Source organism: Glutamicibacter sp. V16R2B1, from assembly GCF_005774635.1.
Classification (GTDB): Bacteria; Actinomycetota; Actinomycetes; order Actinomycetales; family Micrococcaceae; genus Glutamicibacter; species Glutamicibacter creatinolyticus.
In genome coordinates this window covers 347,258-368,347 of sequence record NZ_VATX01000012.1, presented here as the reverse complement: position 1 = coordinate 368,347, position 21,090 = coordinate 347,258, and the positions used below count along the sequence as shown (strand labels likewise).

The 21,090-nt window shown below is 68.2% G+C and carries 20 protein-coding genes; 11 read left to right on the top strand and 9 right to left on the bottom strand.

What is annotated here, in order from left to right:
• Positions 1-166: 166 nt before the first annotated feature.
• The 3 genes from FDN03_RS09045 to FDN03_RS09035 all read right to left on the bottom strand — a co-directional run bounded on the left by FDN03_RS09045 (position 167) and on the right by FDN03_RS09035 (position 4,090).
• Positions 167-880 (bottom strand): SH3 domain-containing protein, encoded by a 714-nt coding sequence (locus tag FDN03_RS09045; protein WP_138176112.1) that lies wholly within the window; start codon positions 878-880, stop codon positions 167-169.
• Positions 881-984: 104 nt separating this feature from the next.
• Entirely contained in the window at positions 985-1,485 is a 501-nt protein-coding gene (locus tag FDN03_RS09040; RefSeq protein ID WP_138176110.1) for a ferritin, read from the bottom strand.
• 184 nt (positions 1,486-1,669) lie between these two features.
• On the bottom strand, positions 1,670-4,090 hold the full coding sequence (locus FDN03_RS09035) for a Tex family protein (RefSeq protein WP_138176108.1): 2,421 nt from the start codon (positions 4,088-4,090) through the stop codon (positions 1,670-1,672).
• 39 nt (positions 4,091-4,129) lie between these two features.
• Between FDN03_RS09035 and FDN03_RS09030 the strand changes: the two genes are divergently transcribed.
• Together FDN03_RS09030 and FDN03_RS09025 are read left to right on the top strand one after the other, a co-directional pair.
• Complete coding sequence (locus tag FDN03_RS09030) at positions 4,130-4,489, top strand: hypothetical protein (protein ID WP_054821897.1); 360 nt, start codon at positions 4,130-4,132, stop codon at positions 4,487-4,489.
• A gap of 237 nt (positions 4,490-4,726) precedes the next feature.
• Positions 4,727-5,122: an RNA-binding S4 domain-containing protein gene (locus tag FDN03_RS09025; protein WP_138176106.1), complete on the top strand. Its 396-nt coding sequence runs from the start codon at positions 4,727-4,729 to the stop codon at positions 5,120-5,122.
• Positions 5,123-5,176: 54 nt separating this feature from the next.
• On the opposite strand, the gene FDN03_RS09020 is transcribed toward FDN03_RS09025, so the two are convergent.
• On the bottom strand, positions 5,177-7,231 hold the full coding sequence (locus FDN03_RS09020) for a prolyl oligopeptidase family serine peptidase (protein WP_138176104.1): 2,055 nt from the start codon (positions 7,229-7,231) through the stop codon (positions 5,177-5,179).
• Between the two features lie 98 nt (positions 7,232-7,329).
• Here FDN03_RS09020 and FDN03_RS09015 point away from each other — a divergent pair, with 98 nt between their 5' ends.
• Both FDN03_RS09015 and FDN03_RS09010 read left to right on the top strand, forming a co-directional pair.
• Positions 7,330-7,947 carry a DUF1697 domain-containing protein gene (locus FDN03_RS09015; protein ID WP_171021187.1) on the top strand — a complete coding sequence of 206 codons (618 nt, stop codon included), beginning with the start codon at positions 7,330-7,332 and terminating at the stop codon, positions 7,945-7,947.
• 61 nt (positions 7,948-8,008) lie between these two features.
• The gene (locus tag FDN03_RS09010) at positions 8,009-8,674 is read left to right on the top strand and encodes a trimeric intracellular cation channel family protein (RefSeq protein WP_249354459.1); all 666 of its coding nucleotides are present in this window, start codon (positions 8,009-8,011) and stop codon (positions 8,672-8,674) included.
• Positions 8,675-8,704: 30 nt separating this feature from the next.
• Here FDN03_RS09010 and FDN03_RS09005 read toward each other — a convergent pair whose 3' ends face one another.
• A complete protein-coding gene (locus tag FDN03_RS09005; RefSeq protein ID WP_138176100.1) occupies positions 8,705-9,961 on the bottom strand; it encodes an MFS transporter in 1,257 nt (418 codons plus the stop codon).
• A 19-nt stretch (positions 9,962-9,980) separates the two neighbouring features.
• On the bottom strand, positions 9,981-10,535 hold the full coding sequence (locus FDN03_RS09000; RefSeq protein ID WP_138176098.1) for a TetR/AcrR family transcriptional regulator: 555 nt from the start codon (positions 10,533-10,535) through the stop codon (positions 9,981-9,983).
• 129 nt (positions 10,536-10,664) lie between these two features.
• Here FDN03_RS09000 and FDN03_RS08995 point away from each other — a divergent pair, with 129 nt between their 5' ends.
• The 3 genes from FDN03_RS08995 (at position 10,665) to FDN03_RS08985 (ending at position 13,824) form a co-directional block, all read left to right on the top strand.
• The gene (locus FDN03_RS08995; RefSeq protein ID WP_138176095.1) at positions 10,665-12,185 is read left to right on the top strand and encodes an MFS transporter; all 1,521 of its coding nucleotides are present in this window, start codon (positions 10,665-10,667) and stop codon (positions 12,183-12,185) included.
• Positions 12,186-12,487: 302 nt separating this feature from the next.
• Positions 12,488-12,691 (top strand): cold-shock protein, encoded by a 204-nt coding sequence (locus FDN03_RS08990; RefSeq protein WP_013349999.1) that lies wholly within the window; start codon positions 12,488-12,490, stop codon positions 12,689-12,691.
• A 125-nt stretch (positions 12,692-12,816) separates the two neighbouring features.
• Complete coding sequence (locus FDN03_RS08985) at positions 12,817-13,824, top strand: LLM class flavin-dependent oxidoreductase (RefSeq protein ID WP_249354457.1); 1,008 nt, start codon at positions 12,817-12,819, stop codon at positions 13,822-13,824.
• Between the two features lie 146 nt (positions 13,825-13,970).
• Here FDN03_RS08985 and FDN03_RS08980 read toward each other — a convergent pair whose 3' ends face one another.
• A complete protein-coding gene (locus tag FDN03_RS08980; RefSeq protein WP_138176093.1) occupies positions 13,971-14,462 on the bottom strand; it encodes a hypothetical protein in 492 nt (163 codons plus the stop codon).
• A 54-nt stretch (positions 14,463-14,516) separates the two neighbouring features.
• On the bottom strand, positions 14,517-15,773 hold the full coding sequence (locus FDN03_RS08975) for an MFS transporter (RefSeq protein ID WP_138176091.1): 1,257 nt from the start codon (positions 15,771-15,773) through the stop codon (positions 14,517-14,519).
• 228 nt (positions 15,774-16,001) lie between these two features.
• Between FDN03_RS08975 and FDN03_RS08970 the strand changes: the two genes are divergently transcribed.
• From FDN03_RS08970 to FDN03_RS08955, 4 genes are all read left to right on the top strand, one after another.
• On the top strand, positions 16,002-16,478 hold the full coding sequence (locus FDN03_RS08970) for an Lrp/AsnC family transcriptional regulator (protein ID WP_246049623.1): 477 nt from the start codon (positions 16,002-16,004) through the stop codon (positions 16,476-16,478).
• A 157-nt stretch (positions 16,479-16,635) separates the two neighbouring features.
• Entirely contained in the window at positions 16,636-16,917 is a 282-nt protein-coding gene (locus FDN03_RS08965; RefSeq protein WP_138176087.1) for a hypothetical protein, read from the top strand.
• A gap of 279 nt (positions 16,918-17,196) precedes the next feature.
• Positions 17,197-18,117 (top strand): LysR family transcriptional regulator, encoded by a 921-nt coding sequence (locus FDN03_RS08960; protein WP_138176085.1) that lies wholly within the window; start codon positions 17,197-17,199, stop codon positions 18,115-18,117.
• A gap of 140 nt (positions 18,118-18,257) precedes the next feature.
• Positions 18,258-19,289, top strand: a complete 1,032-nt coding sequence (locus tag FDN03_RS08955; RefSeq protein ID WP_249354455.1) for an enoyl-CoA hydratase/isomerase family protein — start codon at positions 18,258-18,260, stop codon at positions 19,287-19,289.
• A 6-nt stretch (positions 19,290-19,295) separates the two neighbouring features.
• On the opposite strand, the gene FDN03_RS08950 is transcribed toward FDN03_RS08955, so the two are convergent.
• Positions 19,296-21,077 carry an FMN-binding glutamate synthase family protein gene (locus FDN03_RS08950; protein ID WP_138176081.1) on the bottom strand — a complete coding sequence of 594 codons (1,782 nt, stop codon included), beginning with the start codon at positions 21,075-21,077 and terminating at the stop codon, positions 19,296-19,298.
• Between the last annotated feature and the right edge of the window lie 13 nt (positions 21,078-21,090).

Here is a 21,090-nt window from a genome sequence, read left to right as displayed (position 1 = left end):
GCAGCACCGAAGCTTTGCGGTGGGCACCGTCCAGGACGCGAAAGCAGCCGCCGTCAGCGCTCGGAAAGGCGCAAAGTTTGCAACCGGGTTCAGTTGGCCGTGGTCGCCACAGAGGCGGCGCCCATCCGCGTCAGGGATCTGGCCGAGGAAAATCGCTGAACAGCAACTAGTAAACGGTTCTGAGCTGGCTGGCGGGAACCCACATCTGCTCCCCGTCCCGCTCAATCTTTCGCCATGCACCCTGGCGAGCGGTGACGACCACTGCGGTGTCGGCCTGCAGGATGCGCACCAGCGGGTAGTGGTCTCCCGGTCCTCGGCGGCCGTTGAGGCTGATCGTTGTCAAGGCCCTCTGCTGGGGCACCGAAATCAGTCCATCACGCGGCGGCCGTTGCGGCAGGGTTTGCAGGTACATGCTCGGCACCCAGCCTTGGGAATCTCCCCATTGAATCTGCGCCCACAGTCCCTGCTGCAGCATCACCTTGACCTTGGCGCCCTGATCCACGACCTTGATGACGGGATAACCGGTGCCGCTTCCCTTGCGCAGGTTCAGGGTGGCAGTGGTTTGGTGCGTGGCCTCAATCAGGGCGTAGCGCGAGGGGACGGCCGCAGCCTTGGGCTCGGCTGGGGATTGCGACGGTGTACTGACCTGCACGTCGGGGATCTGCTCCAGGTAGGCCGCCGGCAGCCAGCCGTAGAGCCCACGCACATACACATGCGCCCATGAGCCGCGGATCTCCACGAGGGCCAGCTCCTGGTGTTCCATCAACTGCGTCTGCACCAGGTAGTGCCGCCCGGCTCCCTTGCGCAGCTTCAGCGACGCGGTCGTGCGGTGCGTGAGCGCCACGGCCTGCGGACTGGCCTGCGCACGTGACGGTCTCACCCGATCCACAAACACCTCTGAAACTTAAAAACCTAGGGAAGCAACAATCATTGCTTCCCTAAGTTTATTTCATTAATCAATCGCCCGCGGCGAGTGAGGACTTTTTACTCCGCGGAATCGCGGGAGGCCAGTTCCGCCTCGATGCGCAGCAGGCCGCTGCCGTCATCGCCCACCAGGCGCACGCGGTCCAGGATTTCCCCAACGGTCGCCTCTTCCTCGACCTGCTCGTCGATGAACCAGTGCAGCAGCGGCAGGCAGTCCAGGTCCGCTTCATTCTGGGCCACGCGGTACAGTTCGCGGATGGCGGCGGAGACCTTCTGCTCGTGGGCCAGGGAGGCCGCGAAGGCGTCCTCGACGCTGCGCACATTCAGGCTCGGGGCGGGCTGCTCCCCGATCTTCGGGTGGGCGCCGCGGTCGGCCATGTGCATGATGAACTTCTCCGCGTGCACGATCTCTTCCTGCGACTGGGCGCGGAACCAGTTGGCGATGCCGGGGAAGCTGAGCACTTCCATTTCGGCGGCCAGCTGGCGATAGACCGTGGCAGCGGTCAGTTCAAGGGTGATCTGCTGGTTGAAGGCTTCTGCCAGTTTTCCTGTAAGTTCCATGTTTTTACAATAGGCGCATTCGGCGCGCTTGTCACCGAAGTTTAGGCACACTAAGCAGCTGCCGAATTAGCTCACACCAGCGGTCTGACTTGCACTTAGTTGAGGCGTAGCAAAGTTTGGTTTGGCACCCCTACCCCACGGGCCCGGGTGGCCGGAGGGTAGGGGAAGCCAGGGTCGTAAGAGGTTATCCCAATCCGGCCTTGCGCAGCGCCTCGGCCATCGCGGTATTGGCCGGAGCCGATTCCTTGCGCGGCCCCGGCGCCCGGCGGGCGCCGCGTTGGCCCTGGTTGCGCTGGCCGTTTCGCTGCGGATTGCGCTGCCGGGAACCGGCCGGCTGGTCCGGGGTGCTCTGCCCGGGCAACGGGTCATCCAACCGCAGGGTCAAGGAGATGCGCTTGCGGGCGGCGTCGACGTCCAGGACCTTGACCTTCACGATCTGCCCTGAGGTGACGACCTCGCGGGGGTCGGAGATGAACTTGTTGCTCAGCGCCGAGACGTGGATCAGCCCGTCCTGGTGGACCCCGATGTCCACGAACGCGCCGAACGCGGCAACGTTGGAGATCGTGCCCTCCAGGATCATGCCCGGCTTCACGTCGTTGAGGGTTTCCACGCCCTCCTTCAGCGCCGCGGTGACGAACTCCCCGCGCGGGTCGCGTCCGGGACGCTGCAGTTCGGTGATGACGTCGCGGATGGTGGGTTCACCGAACTGTTCGGTGACGAACTCGGCGGGATCCAGTTCGGCCAGCCGGCGGCCGCGCTCCTGGGCACTGTGCTGCAGGGTGCGGGCCAGCGCGTAGGCCTCGGGGTGCACCGCGGAGGCGTCCAGCGGGTCGGTGCCGGACGTGATGCGCAGGAACCCGGCGCACTGTTCGAAGGCCTTGGCGCCCAGGCGCGGCACCTTGAGCAGGTCCTTGCGGGTGGCGAAGGGGCCGTTGGCGTTGCGGTGCTCGACAATGTTGCGGCTGAGCAGCGGCCCGACCCCGGCGACGCGGGAGAGCAGAGCCGGGGAGGCGGTGTTCACATCCACGCCCACCGCGTTCACGCAGTCCTCGACCACCGCGTCCAGGGCACGGTCCAGCTTCGCGGCGCTGACGTCGTGCTGGTACTGGCCCACGCCGATGGACTTGGGGTCGATCTTGACCAGTTCGGCCAGCGGGTCCTGCAGGCGCCGGGCGATCGAGACCGCCCCGCGCAGCGACACGTCCATGCCCGGCAGCTCCTGGCTGGCCAGTTCGGAGGCCGAGTACACCGAGGCGCCGGCCTCGGAGACAATCACCTTGGCCGGCTTGGCGCCGGTCAGCTCCTTGATGACGGCGGCGGCCAGCCGGTCGGTTTCCCGCCCGGCGGTGCCGTTGCCCACCGCAATCAGCTCGGTGCCGTGCTTGCGGGCCAGGGCGGTCAGCACCTGCACCGACTGGTCCCACTTGTTGGCCGGGGCGTGCGGGTAGATGGTGGCGGTGTCCACGACCTGCCCGGTGCGGTCCACCACCGCCACCTTCACCCCGGTGCGCAGCCCCGGGTCCAGGCCCAGCACGGCCTTGGAGCCGGCCGGGGCGGCCAGCAGCACGTCACGCAGGTTCGCGGCAAAAATCTTCACCGACTCGTCCTCGGCGGCCTCGAACAACCGGGTGCGCAAATCGGATTCGAAGCGGGTCAGCAGCCGGGCCTTCCAGGCCAGGCGGACGGTCTGTGCCAGCCACTTGCCCGCCGGGGCATCGGCGGGGGCGGTGATGCCCAGGCTGCGGGCCACCGCGGCCTCGTAGCCGGAGCGGGCCTCGGCCACCGCGGTTACATCGCGCGGATCGGCCTCGGCCAGCTGCAGGTTCAGCACCCCGTCGCGTTCCCCGCGCAGCAGCGCCAGCACCCGGTGGGCCGGCAGCGAGTCCATGGGGGCGGCGTAGTCCAGGTAGTCCGCGTACTTGCCCTGCCCCTCGCTTGAGGCGGTGGGGCTGACGCTCGCGCCGATCTTGCCGGTGCTCCACAGCCGTTCGCGCAGCTGCCCGGTCAGCGCCACGTCCTGGGAGACCCGTTCGGTGACGATCGAGCGGGCCCCGGAAAGCACATCGGTGGTGGTGGCGAAGCCGGCCTCGGCGTTCAGGTAGCGTTCGGCCAGGGCGTCGGGGTCCAGTTGGGGGTCGGCCAGCAGCTGCTCGGCGACCGGCTCCAACCCGGCTTCGCGGGCGATCTGCGCCTTGGTGCGCCGCTTGGACTTGAACGGCAGGTAGATGTCCTCCAGTTCGGCCTTCGTGGTGGCCGCGGCGATGGCGGCGGCCAACTCGTCGGTGAGCTTGCCCATCTCCTCGATCGCCTGGTGCACCGCAACCCTGCGGTCCTCCAATTCGCGCAGGTAGCGCAACCGCTCCTCGAGCAGGCGCAGCTGGGCGTCGTCCAGCGTGCCGGTCACTTCCTTGCGGTAGCGGGCGATGAAGGGCACCGTGGATCCGGAGTCCAGCAGTTCGATGGCCGCCTTGACCTGCCAGGTCTTCACCTGCGTGGTGGCGGAAAGCTCCTCGGCCAGGCGCTGGATAATTCGTTGTTCTGCACTGCTCACCGATCCATTGTGCACCACCGGGTTCACGGCTTGGATGATCGACTCGGCTCTCATTCAGCTGATCCCCAACGTTGCCTATTAAAGTGGTTTTCCATGGGGAAAGAGCACACACGCAAAGTACTGGGTACGGCCGCACTCGCACTGCTGGCCACCGTGGTCACCGGGTGCTCCATGGTCGAGCAGCAGGCCTCGGAGGCCGTGGGGCAACTCACCGATGCCGCGTCCAAGGAGTTCGTGCGCCAGGCCTGCGCGCCGGTACAGGATGGCCAGCTGGAAAACAGTGAGATCAGGGTCCTGACCTCAATGATTGGCGCGATCGACGGAGGCGGCCTGCCGGCCTCGATCATCGATCCGCTCAAGGAGCTGGCCGATCGGGGCGACAGGACGGCGCCCGAAAAAATTGCCAACAGCCTAAAGCAGGCCTGCACCGATGCCGGGGCCTACAGCGGCTAGCCGCAAAGACGGCCCACGGGCGCTGGGACCGTCAAAACGGCGGGCCCGGCACCTGCGCGGGACACGGCCGGTGCACCGGCAGTGCCCTGGCTTTTTCCTGCCCTGGCACCGGTGAGGGGCAGGCATGGGGTGTGATCTTTACCTCGGCACGGCGGCGGGGCGAGGATGGAAGCTGCCGGGTGCCGCGCCGCAGACGCTATCCGGTTCCCGGATGCATCCTGGCCTAAACTCGTAGACATGGTCCAGATCCCCACTACTTCCAAAGCGCGGCTGGATGCCTGGCTGTGGGCCGTGCGCATCTACAAGACCCGTTCGGCGGCCACCACCGCGTGCCGGGCCGGGCACGTGAAGCTGAACGGCAGCCCGGTGAAGGCCTCCCAGCAGGTGGTGCCCAGGGACCGGCTGCGGGTGCGCAAGGACGGGTTCGACCGCGAGCTGGAGGTCACCGCCCTGATCACCAAGCGGGTCGGTGCCCCAGTGGCTGCCAAGTGCTACATCGACCACACTGCCCCGCGCGAGAAGCTCGTCATCCCGATGGTTCCGGTCCGCGACCGCGGCACCGGCCGGCCCACCAAGAAGGATCGGCGCGAGATGGAGAAGCTGCGCAGCTCCTGGCAGCAGCCCGGCCAGTAGCCGCGCCGCGGCGCGGCCAGAAGTCCACGCCCGGCCACGGCCAGCGCAGTTGGGTCAGGACAATTCCAGCGGCGGCACATCCGCCTCGAAGCCGAACACCTGGGCGTAGAACGCCAGGGAGGCTTCCAATGCGGCGATGATGTTCGCCTCCTGGCGGAACCCGTGCTGTTCCCCGGCAAAGAGCAGGTAGGCGTGCGGGATGCCGCGCCGGGCCAGCTCATCGACGACCACCTGTGACTGGGCCGGGGGCACCACCTTGTCCTCATCGCCCTGCAGCACCAGCACCGGGCAGCTGATGTTCTGCAGGTGGTTGATCGGTGCCCGCTGGGCGTAGAGCTCGGCCTCCTGTGGGTAGGGCCCGACCAGGGAGAACATGTACTGGGATTCGAAGTCATGGGTGTCGGCGACCAGTGCCACCAGGTCGGAGACGCCGTAGCGGCTGATCCCGGCGGTGAACCGGTCCGAGTTGGTCAGCGCCGAGAGCACGGTCCAGCCGCCGGCCGAGCCGCCCTCGATCCCGATCCGCTGCGGGTCGGCGATGCCGCGCTCGATCAGCGCGTCGATCACCGCGACGGTGTCGGCCACGTCCACCACGCCCCACTGCCCACGCAGCCGGTTGCGGTAGGCGCGCCCGTAGCCGCTGGAGCCGCCGTAGTTCACATCCACCACCCCGATTCCCCGGGAGGTGTAGTAGGCGATGGTGGCCGAAAGGGTGGCGGCGGCCTGCGAGGTCGGCCCGCCGTGCACCATGGTGATGAACGGCGGCTTGTGCCCCTCCGGCCCCCGGTAGCCCTGGTTGCGCGGACGGTAGAGCAGCGCGTGCACCGCTTCACCGTCGGCGTTGCGGGCGTCCAGCTCCTCCACCTGCGGCAGCTGGTCGGCCGCGGGCAGCTGATCGATGGCCCGGGCCAGCGGGCGCAGGCAGGCCGCACCCCGGGTGGCTGCCTCGTCCCCGGTGGCTGCCTCGTCCCGGGTGCCGTCCGGCGCGTCCCGCCCGTCCACCACCGCCAGGTCGATCAGGCTGATCTGCTCGCCCTGGGTCATCGAGGAGGTCGCGGCCAGCAGTTGGCGGCCGCACAGCTGCAGCGGACGGATCCGGGTCACCGGCAGCCGCAGCGGCTGCAGCTGCCCGTCATCGATGCGCAGCCGGGACAGCCCGGTCAGCCCGGTGCCGTGGCTGACCAGCAGGGTGTTCTCCGATTCCACGGTGTACCAGGTGGTGCCGACCTGCCACAGCGGGCCGGCGAATTCCTCCTCGCGCTGCAGCAGCGGGCGGCTGGTGCCGGCGGCCACGTCGTACAGGTACGGGTTCCACCAGCCCGAGGCGTCGCTGATGAACGCCAGGCGCTGCCCGTCAACCCATTCGGGCTGCAGCACCGAGGTCTGCCCGGAGCCGGCGATCACCCGCTCATCGGCCAGCCCGGCGGTGCGCAACGAGGTGCCGGTGAGGGTGGCCAGGTGCAGCTCGGTGCCGTCCCAGGGCATGTTCGGGTGCTCCCAGCTGATCCAGGCCAGCTGCCGCGCATCGGGGCTCAGCCGCGGGAAGGCGACGAAGCGGGCCGGCGGGGTCAGCACGTTCAGCGCCGCACGGTCGGTGGCGGCGCTGGCATCCAGCGGGACCGCCACGATGTGGCGCACCGGTTCGCCACAGAGGTCCTCCATGATCGCCAGCACCGCGTCCCCCGCGGCGGTGGGCACCAGTTCGGCAAAGCGCAGGGTCGGGTTGCCCTGCTCAAGGCTCGGCGGGGTCAGCGCCACCGGTGCCGCGCCGGGTGCGGAAATGAGGTAGAGCCGCTGGTCGGTGAAGTTCGCGAAGACGATGCCCCACCGGCCCGGCTCCGCCCCGGGCAGCAGGGCCCAGGAGGCGCCGCCGTATTCGTGCACCCGGGAGCGCACGTTGTACTCGCGCGGGATCAGCTCCTGCCGGCGCTCACCGCTGGTCGCATCGTGGCGCCACAGCGTGATCCGCCCGCCCTGCTCGGGCCGGGCCTGCTGGATGATGACCTCATCTCCGGCGAAGGCCGCACCGCCCAGCGGCTTGGTGCCGGCCGCCACCTGTGCGGCGCTGATCGAGGACGGCCAGGAACCATGGGGAAGCTGCTTGCTCATGGTTCGATCCTAGGCCATCGCCGTCCCCCGGCTTCTGCCCCGTCCAAGCCCCGCACCGCCCGCTCGACACGCTGGCGATGGTGCGCTTGGATGAAGCCATGACACGCACACGCCAGGAGCAAGGGCGGCCGGATCCGGGCCGGGCAGAACCCGGCGAGCAGGTCCTGCTGCTGCGCGGGATCAACGTCGGCGGGATCAAGCTGCCCATGGCCGAGCTGGCCCGCATCCTGCAGGAGGCCGGGTTCGCCGCGGTGCGCACGGTGCTGGCCACCGGCAACGCGATCCTCACCAGCGAACTGGATCCGCCGGCCACCGGCAGGCGGGCGGAGCAGGCGATCGATGCGCAGTTCGGCCACCGGATCCGCTGTCTGGCCTACCCCGGCCCCGGGTTCGCCGCCTTGGCCACCGGCTTTCCGGTTCAGCCGCCACATGGGAACTACCATCGCTACCTGAGCTTCACCCCCTCCCCCGCGGCGGCCGGCGCGCTGGCCGCGGCGCTGGAGGAACAGCTGGCCTGCCGCGGGCTGCGGGCCGCCGAACCGTTCGCCGTGCACGGCCCGGCCCTTGGCTGGGTGGCCGAACGCGGCACCAGCACCAGTGACCCGCTGGCCCAGGCGCTGCAGCGCCTGGGCCCCACTCACCTGCACACCACCCGGAACCTGAACACGGTCCAGCGCATCGCCCGGATTCTGCGGGCGCCGGAACACGACGCATAATGGGTAGCGTTCGGGGCGCGCGAAGCCGCGCCCACCGTGTCGAAGGGGAGCCCACCAACCCATGATGCCCACCATGGTCCTGGCCGTTGAGCTGATCGGCACGTTCTTCTTCGCGATCGCCGGGTCACTGGTGGCGGTGCGCCGCGGCTTTGACATCATCGGCTCGGTGTTCCTGGCCGGAGTCGGAGGCCTGGGCGGGGGCATCGTGCGCGATCTGATCCTCAGCGACACCCCGGCCACGTTCAGCAACCCGGTCTACTTCATCCCGGTCGTGCTCAGTGCCGTGCTGGTGTACCTGTTCACCCCGGCGGTCAAGAAGCTGCACCGCCTGGTGCTGGTGTTCGACGCCGGCGGGCTGGGACTGTTCTGCATCACCGGCACGCTAAAGGCCCTGGACTACGGGATGAACCCGGTCTCCTCGGTGCTGTTGGGGGTGAGCACCGCGGTGGGCGGCGGGCTGATGCGCGATGTCATCGCCAACGTCACCCCGGAACTGTTCAACCCGCGCGACCTCTACGCGGTTCCGGCGATCGCCGGGGCGGGGCTGACCACGCTGAGCTGGACGCTGGGCTGGTTCTCCACCACGCTGGGGATCATCACCGCGGTGCTGGTGATCGCCACCCGGCTGGCGGCGATCAAGTACGGCTGGCGGGTGCCGCTGGCGGCCGGGCACTGGCACCGCCAGCCGGCCGCGCCCCCTGGGGACGGGCCGCAGCGCAACTACTAGGCCGCCTGCCGCCGCTCCCGCCGGCCCGGGTCAGTCGATGCGCTCGAGCTTGCCCAGGTCCTCGGCCCCGGGGATGGTGTCCTCGATGGCCCGCGGCGGGTTGATCATGATCGCCCCGGCCAGCATCACCACGATGCACCCGCCGAGCATCGCAAAAGCCGCGCCCCAGGAGTCGGTGGCCTTCTGCACCACGCCGAAGAGCATCGGCACCACGGCCGCCCCGGCGTACCCCAGCCCCTGGGCGAAGCCGGACAGCACGCCCGAACCGTAGGTGGTGCGCGAGCGCAGGTTCATCATCAGCAGTGCGATCGCAAACGTGCCCTGGCCCAGGCCGGCCAGCGCCACCCACACGGCGGTGTTGTTCGTCGGGGACAGGTAGATGCCCAGGTGCCCGCCGATCCAGCAGGCGGTGAACACGCCCACCGCCACGATCGGGTGCTTTAGCCGCGGCACCCACAGCGGCACCAGCAGGCTGACCGGCAGGCCCAGGATCGCGAACAGCGCCAGCATCGAACCGGAGGTGCCCTCGCTCAGGCCCATCGCGGTCAGGTAGGGCGGCAGCCAGGTGAAGTAGACGTAGGTCTGGGCGGAGTTGCCGGCCAGGTAGATCGCCAGCCCCCAGGCCACTTTGGACTTCCAGGGGTTCAGCTTCAGCCCCGGCGCACTGCCGCCGGCCAGCGGCGCGGGCATGTCCGGGCGCGCCACCTTCCGGTCGGCGATCAGCTGCAGCAGCCAGGGCAGCAGCACCACCGCGGAGAGCAGCGCCCACGAGCCGATGGACAGCTGCCAGGTGGAGGCGTTGGCCAGCGGGACCGAGAACTGCGGGGCCACCCACGTGCCCACGGCCAGCAGGGTCACGTACCCGCTGGTGACCACGCCGATGTGGTCCGGGAAGTACTTTTTCACCAGCGGCGGCAGCACCACGTTGCCCATGCCGTAGCCGGCCAGCGCGACGATCGACAGCCCCAGGAAGAGGTACACGTCCGAAACCCAGGGGCGGATCACCTGTCCGACGATGGCCAGCAGCACCGAGACCACCAGGGTGCGCTCCAGGCCCCAGGCCCGGATCAGCCGCGGGGTGAGCAGCCCGAAGACCGCGAAGGCGATGGGGGCCAGCATGGCCAGCAGCCCGGTGGTGAATTCGGTGAACGCGATGTTCTCGGAGATCCGCTGCAGCAGCGGCGGCACGGAGACCACCGCCGCACGCAGTGACAGGGCCATGAGCAGGATGCCCAGCAACGCCCCGATGCGGCCCTTGAGGGGCGTGGTGCCCTGTCGTTGATTCATGTGCTCCCTCAGCAGACCGTCATTGGTTGAAATCACCCAACTTTTTCAGTTTCGGCACCAACTCTAGTAACTGAGCCAGCCGTGCATCAAAATCCGAGTCGTGCCACCACGCCGGGCGTCCGGCGTGGGCGTAGATCCCCTCGCCGATGAGCATGATCGCCTGGGCCACGGTCGGGTCCCCGACCTCGCCCAGGATCAGTTCGTACCAGTCCTGGCTGATGCGCTGCAGGCTCTGGGCCGCGGCGTCCACCCCCGCCTGCGCCAGGCGTTCCACGGCCAGCAGGTAGCGGTCGAATTCGGTGCCCAGTTCCGCCGAGGTGCGCACGAAGTACACCGAGATGCCCTCCGGGGCGCGACTCATTAGTTCACAATCCTGCGCCGCCAGCTCCTCACAGGCGCCGATGACCGCCTGGGCCAGCGCCTCCTTGGAGGCGAAGTGGTAGAGCAGCCCGCCCTTGGAGACCTCAGCCCGGGCGGCGGTGGCGTCCATGGTCGCGGCCCGCTCCCCCTCGTCGCACAGCAGCGCGACGTAGGCGTCGAGGATCTTGGCTTTGGCCAGTGGTGGACGGGCCATGGATTTACCTCCCAATGGCGGTGATGAAGCAGACAACACCTCCGATTGTAACAATACCGTCCAGACGGTACAGTAATGGGGGTGGGCTACTCCCTACCCACTTTCCCTTCGTTCACAGATGGATTGACCATGACTTCACCAACTACCGGAACCCTGCCGCGCGTCTTGACCCCGCGCCGCCGCTGGGCGGCACTGGTGGTGCTGCTGTTCCCGGTACTGCTGGTCTCGGTGGATAACACCGTGCTGTCCTTCGCGGTACCGGCGATCTCCGCTGCGCTGCAACCCACGGGCAACCAGCTGCTGTGGATCATCGACATCTATCCGCTGATCCTGGCCGGCCTGCTGGTCCCCATGGGCTCGCTGGGCGATCGCATCGGGCGGCGCAAGGTGCTGCTCACCGGCGCGGTCGGCTTCGCCCTGGTCTCCGGGCTGGCCGCCTTCGCCACCGACGCCGGGCAGCTGATTGCCGCGCGCACCCTGCTGGGCGTCTTCGGCGCCATGCTCATGCCCGCCACGCTCTCCCTGCTGCGCAACATCTTCAGCGACCCGATGGAACGGCGCACCGCGATCGCCATCTGGGCCGCCGCGTTCTCCGGCGGCGCCGTGCTCGGGCCGGTGATCGGCGGGATCCTGCTGGAGCACTTCTGGTGGGGTTCGGTGTTCTTCCTGGCCGTGCCGATGCTGCTGCCGCTGCTGGTTGGCGGGCTGATCCTGCTGCCCGAATCCCGGGACCCGAACCCGGGCAAGGTCGACCCGATCTCCATCGTGCTGATCATCATGGCGCTGCTGCCCTTCGTCTACGGGATCAAGTCGATCAGCTCCGGGCCCTGGTACGTCCCAGTCGCCGCGATCACCATCGGGGTGGTCAGCGCCGTCGCGTTCGTGCGGCGTCAGCTGACGCGCAGCATCCCGATGCTGGACGTGCGCCTGTTCGGCAACCGGGTGTTCTCCGGAGCGCTGGCGGTGAACCTGATCGGCGTGTTCTCGCTGGTCGGCTTCATCTACTTCGTCTCCCAGCACCTGCAGCTGATCTCCGGGCTCACTCCCTTTGAGGCCGGGGTGTGGATGACCCCAGGCCTGGTGCTGACCATGGTGTTCGGGCTGCTGGCGGTGCGCTTCTCGGCCCGCTACGGGACCTCGAACGTCATGATCGCCGGACTGGTGCTCAGCGCACTGGCCTACGCCGTGGTGGTCCTCGCCGGGGCCTCGGGCAGTGACACCTGGCTGATGGTGGCCTTCTGCCTGCTCGGACTCGGGGTGGGGATGAGTGAAACCCTGTCCAACGACCTGGTGCTCTCCGAAGTGCCGGCCGCCAAGGCCGGGGCGGCCTCGGCGATCTCCGAAACCGCCTACGAGGTCGGCTCGGTGCTGGGCACCGCGGTACTGGGTACGATCCTGAACGGGATCTACGCCTCCAGCCTCATGGTCCCCTCCTCGCTCAGCGAGCAGCAGGCCGAGGCCGCCACCCAGACGCTCTCCGGGGCGCACACCGTGGCCGAGCAGCTGGACCCGGCCGCCTCGCAAACCCTGCTGCAGGCCGCGGCCGCCGCGTTCGACCACGGCGTGCTGGTCACCGCGTCCCTGGCGGCATTGCTGGCACTGGTGGCCGCGATCGTGGTTGGAAGGGTCGTCAAGCCCCTCGCAAGGTAACCATTGGTCGATTCTTTACCAAAATCTAGATTAATTCGGGCGAAGTTATTCAGTTAGGCCCGTAGACCACGTAGGCTAGGACATGTAGTTTCAAAGTAATTCGCGAAGTACCCTTTAGAAGCTTGCAGACGTCAACACGTTGAATGTCAGGCAACCTTTCTAGACGTGAAGTGAATGACCTGGCTGCTTCGCACAATCGGCCGGCGGAACTCCCAGCGGGAGAGCCTTCGACGGTTTGCGTGGAAACAACCATTTCCGCCACGAGGTGTGGCGGGATTACGTCTGAAAGGACCAAGGAATAAATGGCAACTGGAATCGTGAAATGGTTCAACGCTGAAAAGGGCTTCGGCTTCATCGCTCCGGACAGCGGCGATCCGGACGTCTTCGCACACTTCTCCGCCATCCAGACCCAGGGCTTCCGCACCCTGGACGAGGGCCAGAAGGTTGAGTTCGAGGTTGTCGAGGGCCCGAAGGGCCTGCAGGCAGCTGACATTCGCGCTCTCTAAAGGCGAAACGGCTACACGCCAAGCTTGAACGGTGCCGAACAGGGACTTTCCCGGTTCGGCACCGTTTTTTGTGAGACTTTCCTCGCCCCCGGACTGCCTCACGACGGAATACCGTGGGTCCCATCGTGGTTGGCACCACTGTGAAGCTTTCCATTCTTGATCTTGCCCCGGTGGCACCGGACTCCACGGTTGCCGACTCCTTCAAATCCTCGGTACGCCTGGCCCAGATGGCCGAACGCGCGAACTACGAACGCATCTGGTACGCCGAACACCACAACATGGCGACCATCGCGTCCTCGGCCACCGCGGTCCTCATCAGCCACATCGCCCACCACACCAACCGGATCCGGCTCGGGTCCGGCGGCATCATGCTTCCCAACCACTCCCCGCTGGTGATCGCCGAGCAATTCGGCACGCTGGCCGAAATCTTCGGGGACCGCATCGATTTGGGTTTGGGCCGGGCCCCGGGCACCGACCCGGTCACCCTCCGCGCGCTGCGCCGTGAACCAAACGCGGCCGACACCTTCCCGCACGACGTGCTGGAGCTGCAGGCCTACCTGGCCGATGAATCGCGCATCCCCACCGTCCGGGCGATCCCCGGGGCCGGCACCCGGGTGCCGCTGTACATCCTGGGCTCCTCGCTGTTCGGCGCGAAGCTGGCCGCGCAGCTGGGCCTGCCCTATTCCTTCGCTTCCCACTTCGCCCCGGATGCCCTGCACCAGGCGGTGCAGCTGTACCGGGACGAGTTCACCCCTTCCCAGCAGCTGGACAAGCCCTACGTGATTGCCGGGGTCGGGGTCCTGGCCGCCGACAGCACCCAGCGCGCCCACGAGTTGATGGAACAGGCCAAGCGCCAGCGGGTGGCCTCCTTCCTGGGCCGCAATCGGGAGGAACCGTTCACCGAGGCGGAAATCGACATGCTCATGGGCACTGCCCCCGCCGCCCAGGTCCTGGACATGATGCGCTACACCGCGGTCGGCGCGCCCTCCGACGTCGCCGAATACCTGGAGCATTTCGCCAAGGCCAGCCAGGCCGACGAGCTGATCACCGTGCACTACCCGCTGCAGGAATCCGAACGCCTGGATTCGGTGTGGCTCACCGCGCAGGCCGTCGGCCTGGCCGCCAACGCCTAGCAACACCACGACCCCGCCCCCATGCCGGCGCCGGCACCTCCGCTCGGGCGTCGGCATGGCCGGTGGGTGAAATCAAAAAATGCCCCGCAACGGGGCATTTTGCGTTGTCTGGAGGTCCGCCGCGGCGGTACACCGCGCAAGGTGGCTCAGGCGCTTAGCCGCACCCAGCGCCGGACTGCCATGAACAGTGCCACGATCAAGGTCACGGTCAGCAGGCCCTCCACGCCGATGTAGGCGTAGTGCCACAGCGAGCCGCCCTCGAAGTTTCCGGCCAGCACCGCGTCGGTGCGGCGGGACAGGCCCGGTCGGATGGCCACGGTCTTGATCAGCAGCCACAACCCGCTCAACCCCAACACGGCCCACCAGGAGCGGTCCACGCCGCGCCGAACGCTGGCGGCCAGCCAGGCCAGGAACAGGACGATCTCCACCACGTTCATCGCCGCGAAAACCAGTCGGCCAATACCCAGCCCGAGCGGAATGGTGATGCCCGGGGCGGTGAACTTCAGCGGCGCCTCGATGAAGGAGATCCCGATGATCAATCCCAGCCAGATGGCCGGGACCAGGATCCGGGCGGCCACGGCCCATCGGGCGGCGGTGCTGGGTCGGGTGGCGGAATCGGTGTGGGACAAGGCCTTCATGCTTTCCACTCTACGCCGCGCCGGGCAGCCCGCTGCCGCCGGGCGCCTGTGGGGCTATCGGGTGGCACGGGTCCGCGCGGCGCGGGTGGAGCGCACCGAGGCGATCCCCAGCCCCAGGGCCATCAGCACGCAGCCAATCAGGAACACCTGGATGCTGGCCTGCAGGCCAAAGTGCCCGGCCGCCCACCCCAGGCCGATGACCGGAATGGTGCTGCCCAGGTAGGTGACCACGTAGATCGCCGAGACCGTGCTGGCGTGCTCGGAGGGTGCCACCGCGTCCACGGCGGCGGAAAAGGCGGCACGGAACGCCAGCCCCTGCCCCAGCCCGATCACGATCATCGCCAGCACCACGACGGGCAGCAGCGCCGCCTCCAACCCGAGCAGCAGGGCCCCCATCCCGGCGGCCATCAGCAGCAGCGCCACCGTTTGCAGGTGCCGGCCGCGGATCTGGGTCAGCTGCACCAGGGCGGAGACGCCCAACGCCAGGCCGGCCAGCGCCCCGATCACCGGAAGCCAGGAAATGGCGAAGATCTCGGCCAGGTAGCCCGGGGCCAGGGAAAGAATGAAGCCGAAGATCGCAAAACTGAGGAAACCGGTCAGCGCGGCCAGCCAGAATTCACCACGCGCCCCGGAGGGCACGCTGGCCACGCGTGGCGCCAGCGCCCGGCCCCGGGTGCCCGGTGCGGCCACGGCGATGGCCGGGCGGGCCCGCACCAGCAGCAGGGGCACGAGCAGCAGCACCAGCGCCACGGCCTGGACGGTGAAGGCGGTGCCCAGCCCGCCGGGCAACAGGGCCAACAGCCCACCGATGACCGGTCCGACCGCCACCCCGCCGGAAGAGGCCAGCAGGGTGAAGCGCGAGGCCCATTCGGGCTTACTGGGCAGCAGTTCGCGCAGTGCCGCGGCGCTGGCCCCGGTGGCCAGGGCGACCGAGGCCCCCTGCAGCCCGCGTCCGGCGCACAACCCCAGCAGGTCATCGGCGGTCCCGAAGACCAGCGTGCCGGCCAGGCCGATCAGCACGGCCAACAGCAGCGCGGCGCGTCGGCCGATGTGGTCGGACCAGTGCCCGACCGTGACCAAAAAGACGATGAGTGCCATCACGTAGCTGGCGAAGGCGACCGAGGTGCCCATCGGCCCCAGTCCCAGCGACTGCTGCAGCCCCGGGTAGAGTGGGGTGGCCAGGTTGGCGCCGCACAGCAGCACAAAGATCACCAGCCCGGAGAGCACCAGGCGGGTGCGCGGCGTGGCGTCCCACCGGTCGTAGCTGGCCGCCGTGCCGGGACGCATCCTCAGCTCACTGATCACCGACATCGCCGACCCGCCTTTCTGGTGTCCGCCAGCCACCGGACGTGGCGGCGTGCTGGTCCCCTGCCGATCAACAGGGGTGGAAGAGATTGAGCATTCTGCTTCGAGATGGCTACGCGAATAGCCTGTTCCTTCACTAATATGGAATACTTCAAAGCATTGCATCGCCAATTGACGGTTCCATTGAGCAAAACATCCAAAAATTGGCGGATCGGAAGAGTACGGAGAGTAGTTTTGGTGCGTTTGGACGACGTGGACGTGAAGATCTTGCTGGCCATGATCGCGGATCCACGGATCCAGATTTCCGAGCTGGCCGATCAGGTGGGCATCGCCCGCAACACCGCCCAGTCCCGGATGCGCCGGCTGCTGCGGGCCGGGGTGCTGCGCGACGGCGGACGCGACATCGACCTGGCGGGCCTGGGCTACGACGTGCTGGCCTTCGTGACCCTGGAGGTGATGCACCGCGACATTGATGCGGTCATCTCCGCGCTGCGCGGGATCCCGAACATCCTGGAGGTCCATGAGATCTCCGGCAACGGCGATCTGTGGCTGCGCCTGGCCGCCATGGACACCCATCAGCTGCAGTCGGCGCTGCGCCAGATCCTGCGCATCCGCGGTGTGAACCGCTCGGAGACCACGTTCGCGCTGCACACCCACCTGTCCTACCGCTGCGCCCCGCTGCTGGAGCAGTACCGCCAGGACCACGGCTAGGCTTCCGCCGCCTGGGCCCAAATCACTGCCGCAGAAACACGCCGATTTCAAGACTTCCTCTGGCTACCTCCACGCCCTAGGCTGGAGATACCAAGTAGCCACGAGGGGTGTTCCCCGGCGCAGGCAGGATACTCCTCGACAACCGAAGGAGTACGTCATGAGCCGCGACATGGAACCCGGTGACTTCGCCCCGCAGTACGGCAACGATCTGTACGAGCCCGACGACGGACGCGATTCGCAGGCCTATGAGGGCTCCAGCGACATGCCCGAAACCATGCGCAACATCGACCCGCTGGCCCAGCGCGGTTACCTGCTCGACGACGACCTCGAAGAGGACTCGGACCTGGATAACGAGTTCACGGACGAAGACGATGCGGAAGAGGACGACGACGAGGACGAGGAGGACGACGTCCCGGTCGAGGACCTGGAAGACGCCTAACACCTCACAGAAGCATCCTTTCGCCCCCTTCCGGGTTCCGTCCCGAGCGGGGGCGGCAAACCCGGGGTACAACGCGCCCGGCTCCGCTCGGGATTGACGGCAGGTAGGTCCCGGCCGCTTCCCGGCGCCCCGCGTGTCCCGCACCAGCCGCGCCCGGGTCCGGATGGGCCTCCCGCTCCCCACGCCGTGGGGCACGGCCGTTGCCCGCTTCCCGCGCGGACCCCACGCGCCTCTTGTCTTGCACCGGCCCGGGGAACAACACCGCCTAGACTGGGATGCGTGATAAATCCGGTTCACCTGCGCACCCTGCTTGAAGTCATCGCCCATCGCTCCTTTGCCACGGCCGCTGCCCGGTTGGGCTACACCGCCAGCGCCGTGTCACAGCAGATGACCGCCCTGGAGCGCGCCGCAGGAACCACGCTGTTCCTGCGCGGGGCGCGTTCAATCACCCCCACCCCGGCCGCACTGCGCATGGTGCGCCACGCCAAGCGGGTGCTGACGGACATCGACGCGCTGATGGCCGACGTGGCCACCGCGGAGGCGGACACCAGCGAACGCGAGGAAATCCGGGTGGGAATCTTCCCCTCCCTGGCCGCCTACGCGCTGCCGCAGCTGCTGGCGGCCGAGGACTGGCCCGCGCTGGGCATCAACCTGCGGCTGTGGATCGGCGAACCCCAGCAGACCGTAGCGGGCCTGGGGGCCGGCGGGGACCTGGATTTGGCGCTGATCTTCCAGGTCGGGCCCGGCGGGCTGAGCTGGCCGGCGAACCTCTCGCGCACCTGGCTGGGCGATGACCAGTTCCGCGTGGTGATCCCCGCCTCCTGGCCGATGTCCGATGACTCCACCCTCAGCCTGGACCAGCTGGCCCAGTGGCCATGGATCATGCACCATCCCGGCGCATCCGATGCAACGCTGATTGCCCGGCTCTTCGCCTCCTACAACATCCACCCGCAAGTGGCCGCGTACTGCGACGACTTCGAGGCCTCGCTGAACCTGGTGGCCGCCGGCTTCGGCGCCGCCCTGGTCCCGGATTTGGCGATGGCCCGCGCCCCGGAGGGACTGCGCCTGGTCGATGCGCCCGAGATCCGCCTGGCCCGTTCCATCTTTGCGCTGATGCCCGACCAGGCCGCCAAGCCCAAGGCCAGCCTGGTGCTTGACCGGCTGGCGCAGGTGCTGGACCGCCACCCGACCGTGCGCTGATCCGCCCCGGCACGCCGGACGGCTGCCGGGGACCGGCCGCGGATCCGGCGCAAACCGGCAATCCTTGGCATACTCGGTGGTGGGCCCGCCCCGGCGGCACTGGCCCCGGACCAAACACAGCAACGATGACAAGGAGCACCGTGAGCGAACTGGTGGTTTCACGAACCCTCGGACCGATAGGACATCTGGAGCTGAACCGGCCGGAAAAGCTCAACGCACTGAACCTTGAGATGCTCACCGAGCTGGATGTGGTGCTGCGCCGCTGGGCCGATGACCCGCAGATCCAACTGGTGGTGCTCACCGGCCGCGGCGAGCGCGGGTTCTGCGCCGGCGGGGACATTGCCGCCTTCCACCAGGCCGTGACCAGCGGGGACCACAGCGCCTTCCTGCAGCTGCTGGAGCTGGAGTTCAGGATCGACCATTTCCTCTCGGTCTATCCCAAGCCGGTGCTGAGCATCGCCCACGGCATCACCATGGGCGGCGGAATTGGACTGGCTAGCCACGCCCCGGTGCGGGTGGTGACCAGTGATGCGCGCATGGGCATGCCCGAGGCCCGCATCGGCTACACCCCGGACGTGGGCGGCAGCCACCTGCTGGCCATGGCTCCGGGACACTTCGGCGAGTACTTCGCGATGACCGCCGCCAGCTTCACCGGGGCCGACGCCCCGTTCCTGGGGTTCGCCGAGGTGGTCATCGACCCGCAGACCGCTGCCGGGCTGCTCGATGAGCTCGATGACCTGGTGGGTCTGGAACCGGCGCAGCTGATCTCCGCGCTGGAACTGCTGCACGGTTCGGTGCCGGACAGCGCGCTGCAGGCCGAGCAGGGCTGGATCGACCACGCCTTCTCCGCCGGCACCGCCGAGCAGGTGCTGCAGCGGTTGGATGAGATGGTGCACCCGAAGGCCGCCGAGGCGGCCGCCGCGATCCGGGCGAACTCCCCCACCAGTGTCACCAGCGGGTTCCTGGCGGTGCGCCGTGCCCGTGAGGAGGCGCTGCTGCGCGGGGCCCTGGACCGGGAGCTGCGCCTGGCCGACTACCTGATGTACCTGCCGGACCTGGCCGAGGGCATCCGCGCCCAGGTGATCGACAAGGACCGCAACCCGGCCTGGGAGCCGGACACGCTGGCCGCGGTGGACACCGCCAGGCTGGCCGAAGTGGTCCAGGGACCCTAGCTGCCCCTAGCTGCCCTGGTGCTGCATCTTGCCCGGCTTGCCTTCCGGCCGGGTGACATCCTGGTGCACCGGCTTGACCACCTGCCGGTCCTTCGGCTCGATGCGCGGGGCGGGCACGGTGTTCGGGTGCCCCGGCTGCCCGGCCGGCGGCATCAGGACCACCGCGTGCGGGGTGCCGAACCGAAGCGGCGCGTGCTCGCCAAAGTGGTCCGAATCCGCCTCCTCCCAGTCCTCACGCCAGGTGGTGGGCGTGTCTTCCAGCAGCTCGCCGGGGCGCAGCCAGTGGAACAGCGAGGCGTAGGAGCGGGTGCTCTGCAGGTTCACCCGGCGCCGCAGCATCCGGGTGTTCAGCTGGTCCGGGCTGGTCAGCCCCATGGAGGCCATGATCTGGTTGGCCTCGGTCACCGTCAGCCGGTGGTAGTTGTACACCCGGTTGCCCTTGTCGTCCACCACCAGGGCGCGCATCCGGCGCTTGTCCTGCGTCGCCACCCCCACCGGGCAGGTGTTGGTGTGGCACTTCTGGGCCTGGATGCAGCCGGTGGCCATCATCATCGACCGGGCCGCGAAGCAGAAATCCGCGCCCTGGATCAGCCGCTTGACGATGTCATTGCCGTTGGCGATCTTCCCCGCGGCCGCCACCCGCACCTCCGAGCGCAGCCCGGTGCCCATCAACGCGTTGTGCACCAGCATCAGCCCCTCCGTCAGCGGGGTGCCCACGGTGTCCTCGTACTCCAGCGGCGCCGCCCCGGTGCCGCCCTCGGCCCCGTCCACGGTGATGAAATCGACTAGGGTGCCGGTCTCCAGCATCGCCTTGCAAATGGCCAGCACGTCGGTGCGCGAACCGACGCACAGCTTGATGCCCACCGGCTTGCCGCCGGAGAGTTCGCGCAGCCGGGTGACGAAGGCCAGCATCTCGCGCGGGGTGGAGAATTCGGGGTGGCTGGCCGGGGAGATGCAGTCCTCCCCCTCGGGCACGCCGCGGGCCTCGGCGATTTCCGCGGACACCTTCGCGCCGGGAAGCACACCGCCCAGCCCGGGCTTGGCCCCCTGGGAAAGCTTAATGGTGATGCCCTTGACCTTTTCATGGGCGGCCTTGCGGGCGAAGACCTCCGGGCTGAAGCGGCCCTCACTGGTGCGGCAGCCGAAGTAGCCCGAACCCAGTTCCCAGAACAGGTCCGCCCCGTATTCCAGGTGGTACTTGGTCAGCCCGCCCTCACCGGTTTCATGTACGAAGTCACCCATCGCGGCGCCCTTGTTCATGGCCAGCACCGCGTTCTTGGACAGCGCACCAAAGCTCATCGAGGAGATGTTCAGCAGCGAGATGTCATACGGGGCGCTGCACTGGGAGGAACCCACCCGCACCTTGTGCTGGTCCGAGACCGCGGCGGCCGGCGCGGTGGAGTGCAGCAGGTATTCGTAGCCGACCGCGTTCACCTCCCGTTCGGTGCCAAAGGCCTTGTGGCTGTCCGCGCCCTTGGCCCGGGCGTAAATCAGCGAACGGGTGTCCCGGTCAAAGGGCTTGCCGTCGGTGTTCCGCTCAATGAAGTACTGCTGCAGTTCCGGGCGAATGAACTCGAAGAAGAACCGGAAGTGGCCCAGGATCGGGTAGTTGCGCAGGATCGCGTGGCGGGTCTGCAGCAGGTCGTGGATCCCCACCCCCAGCAGCACCGCACAGAAGGCGGCCAGCACCAGCCAGGCGGCGCTGCCCAGCGCGGAGGCGAAGATCGCGGCCACTGCGGCGGCCGTGGTGATCACTATCAGGAAGATCAGAATGAAAAACCGTGCCATGGCCCGAGCCTAG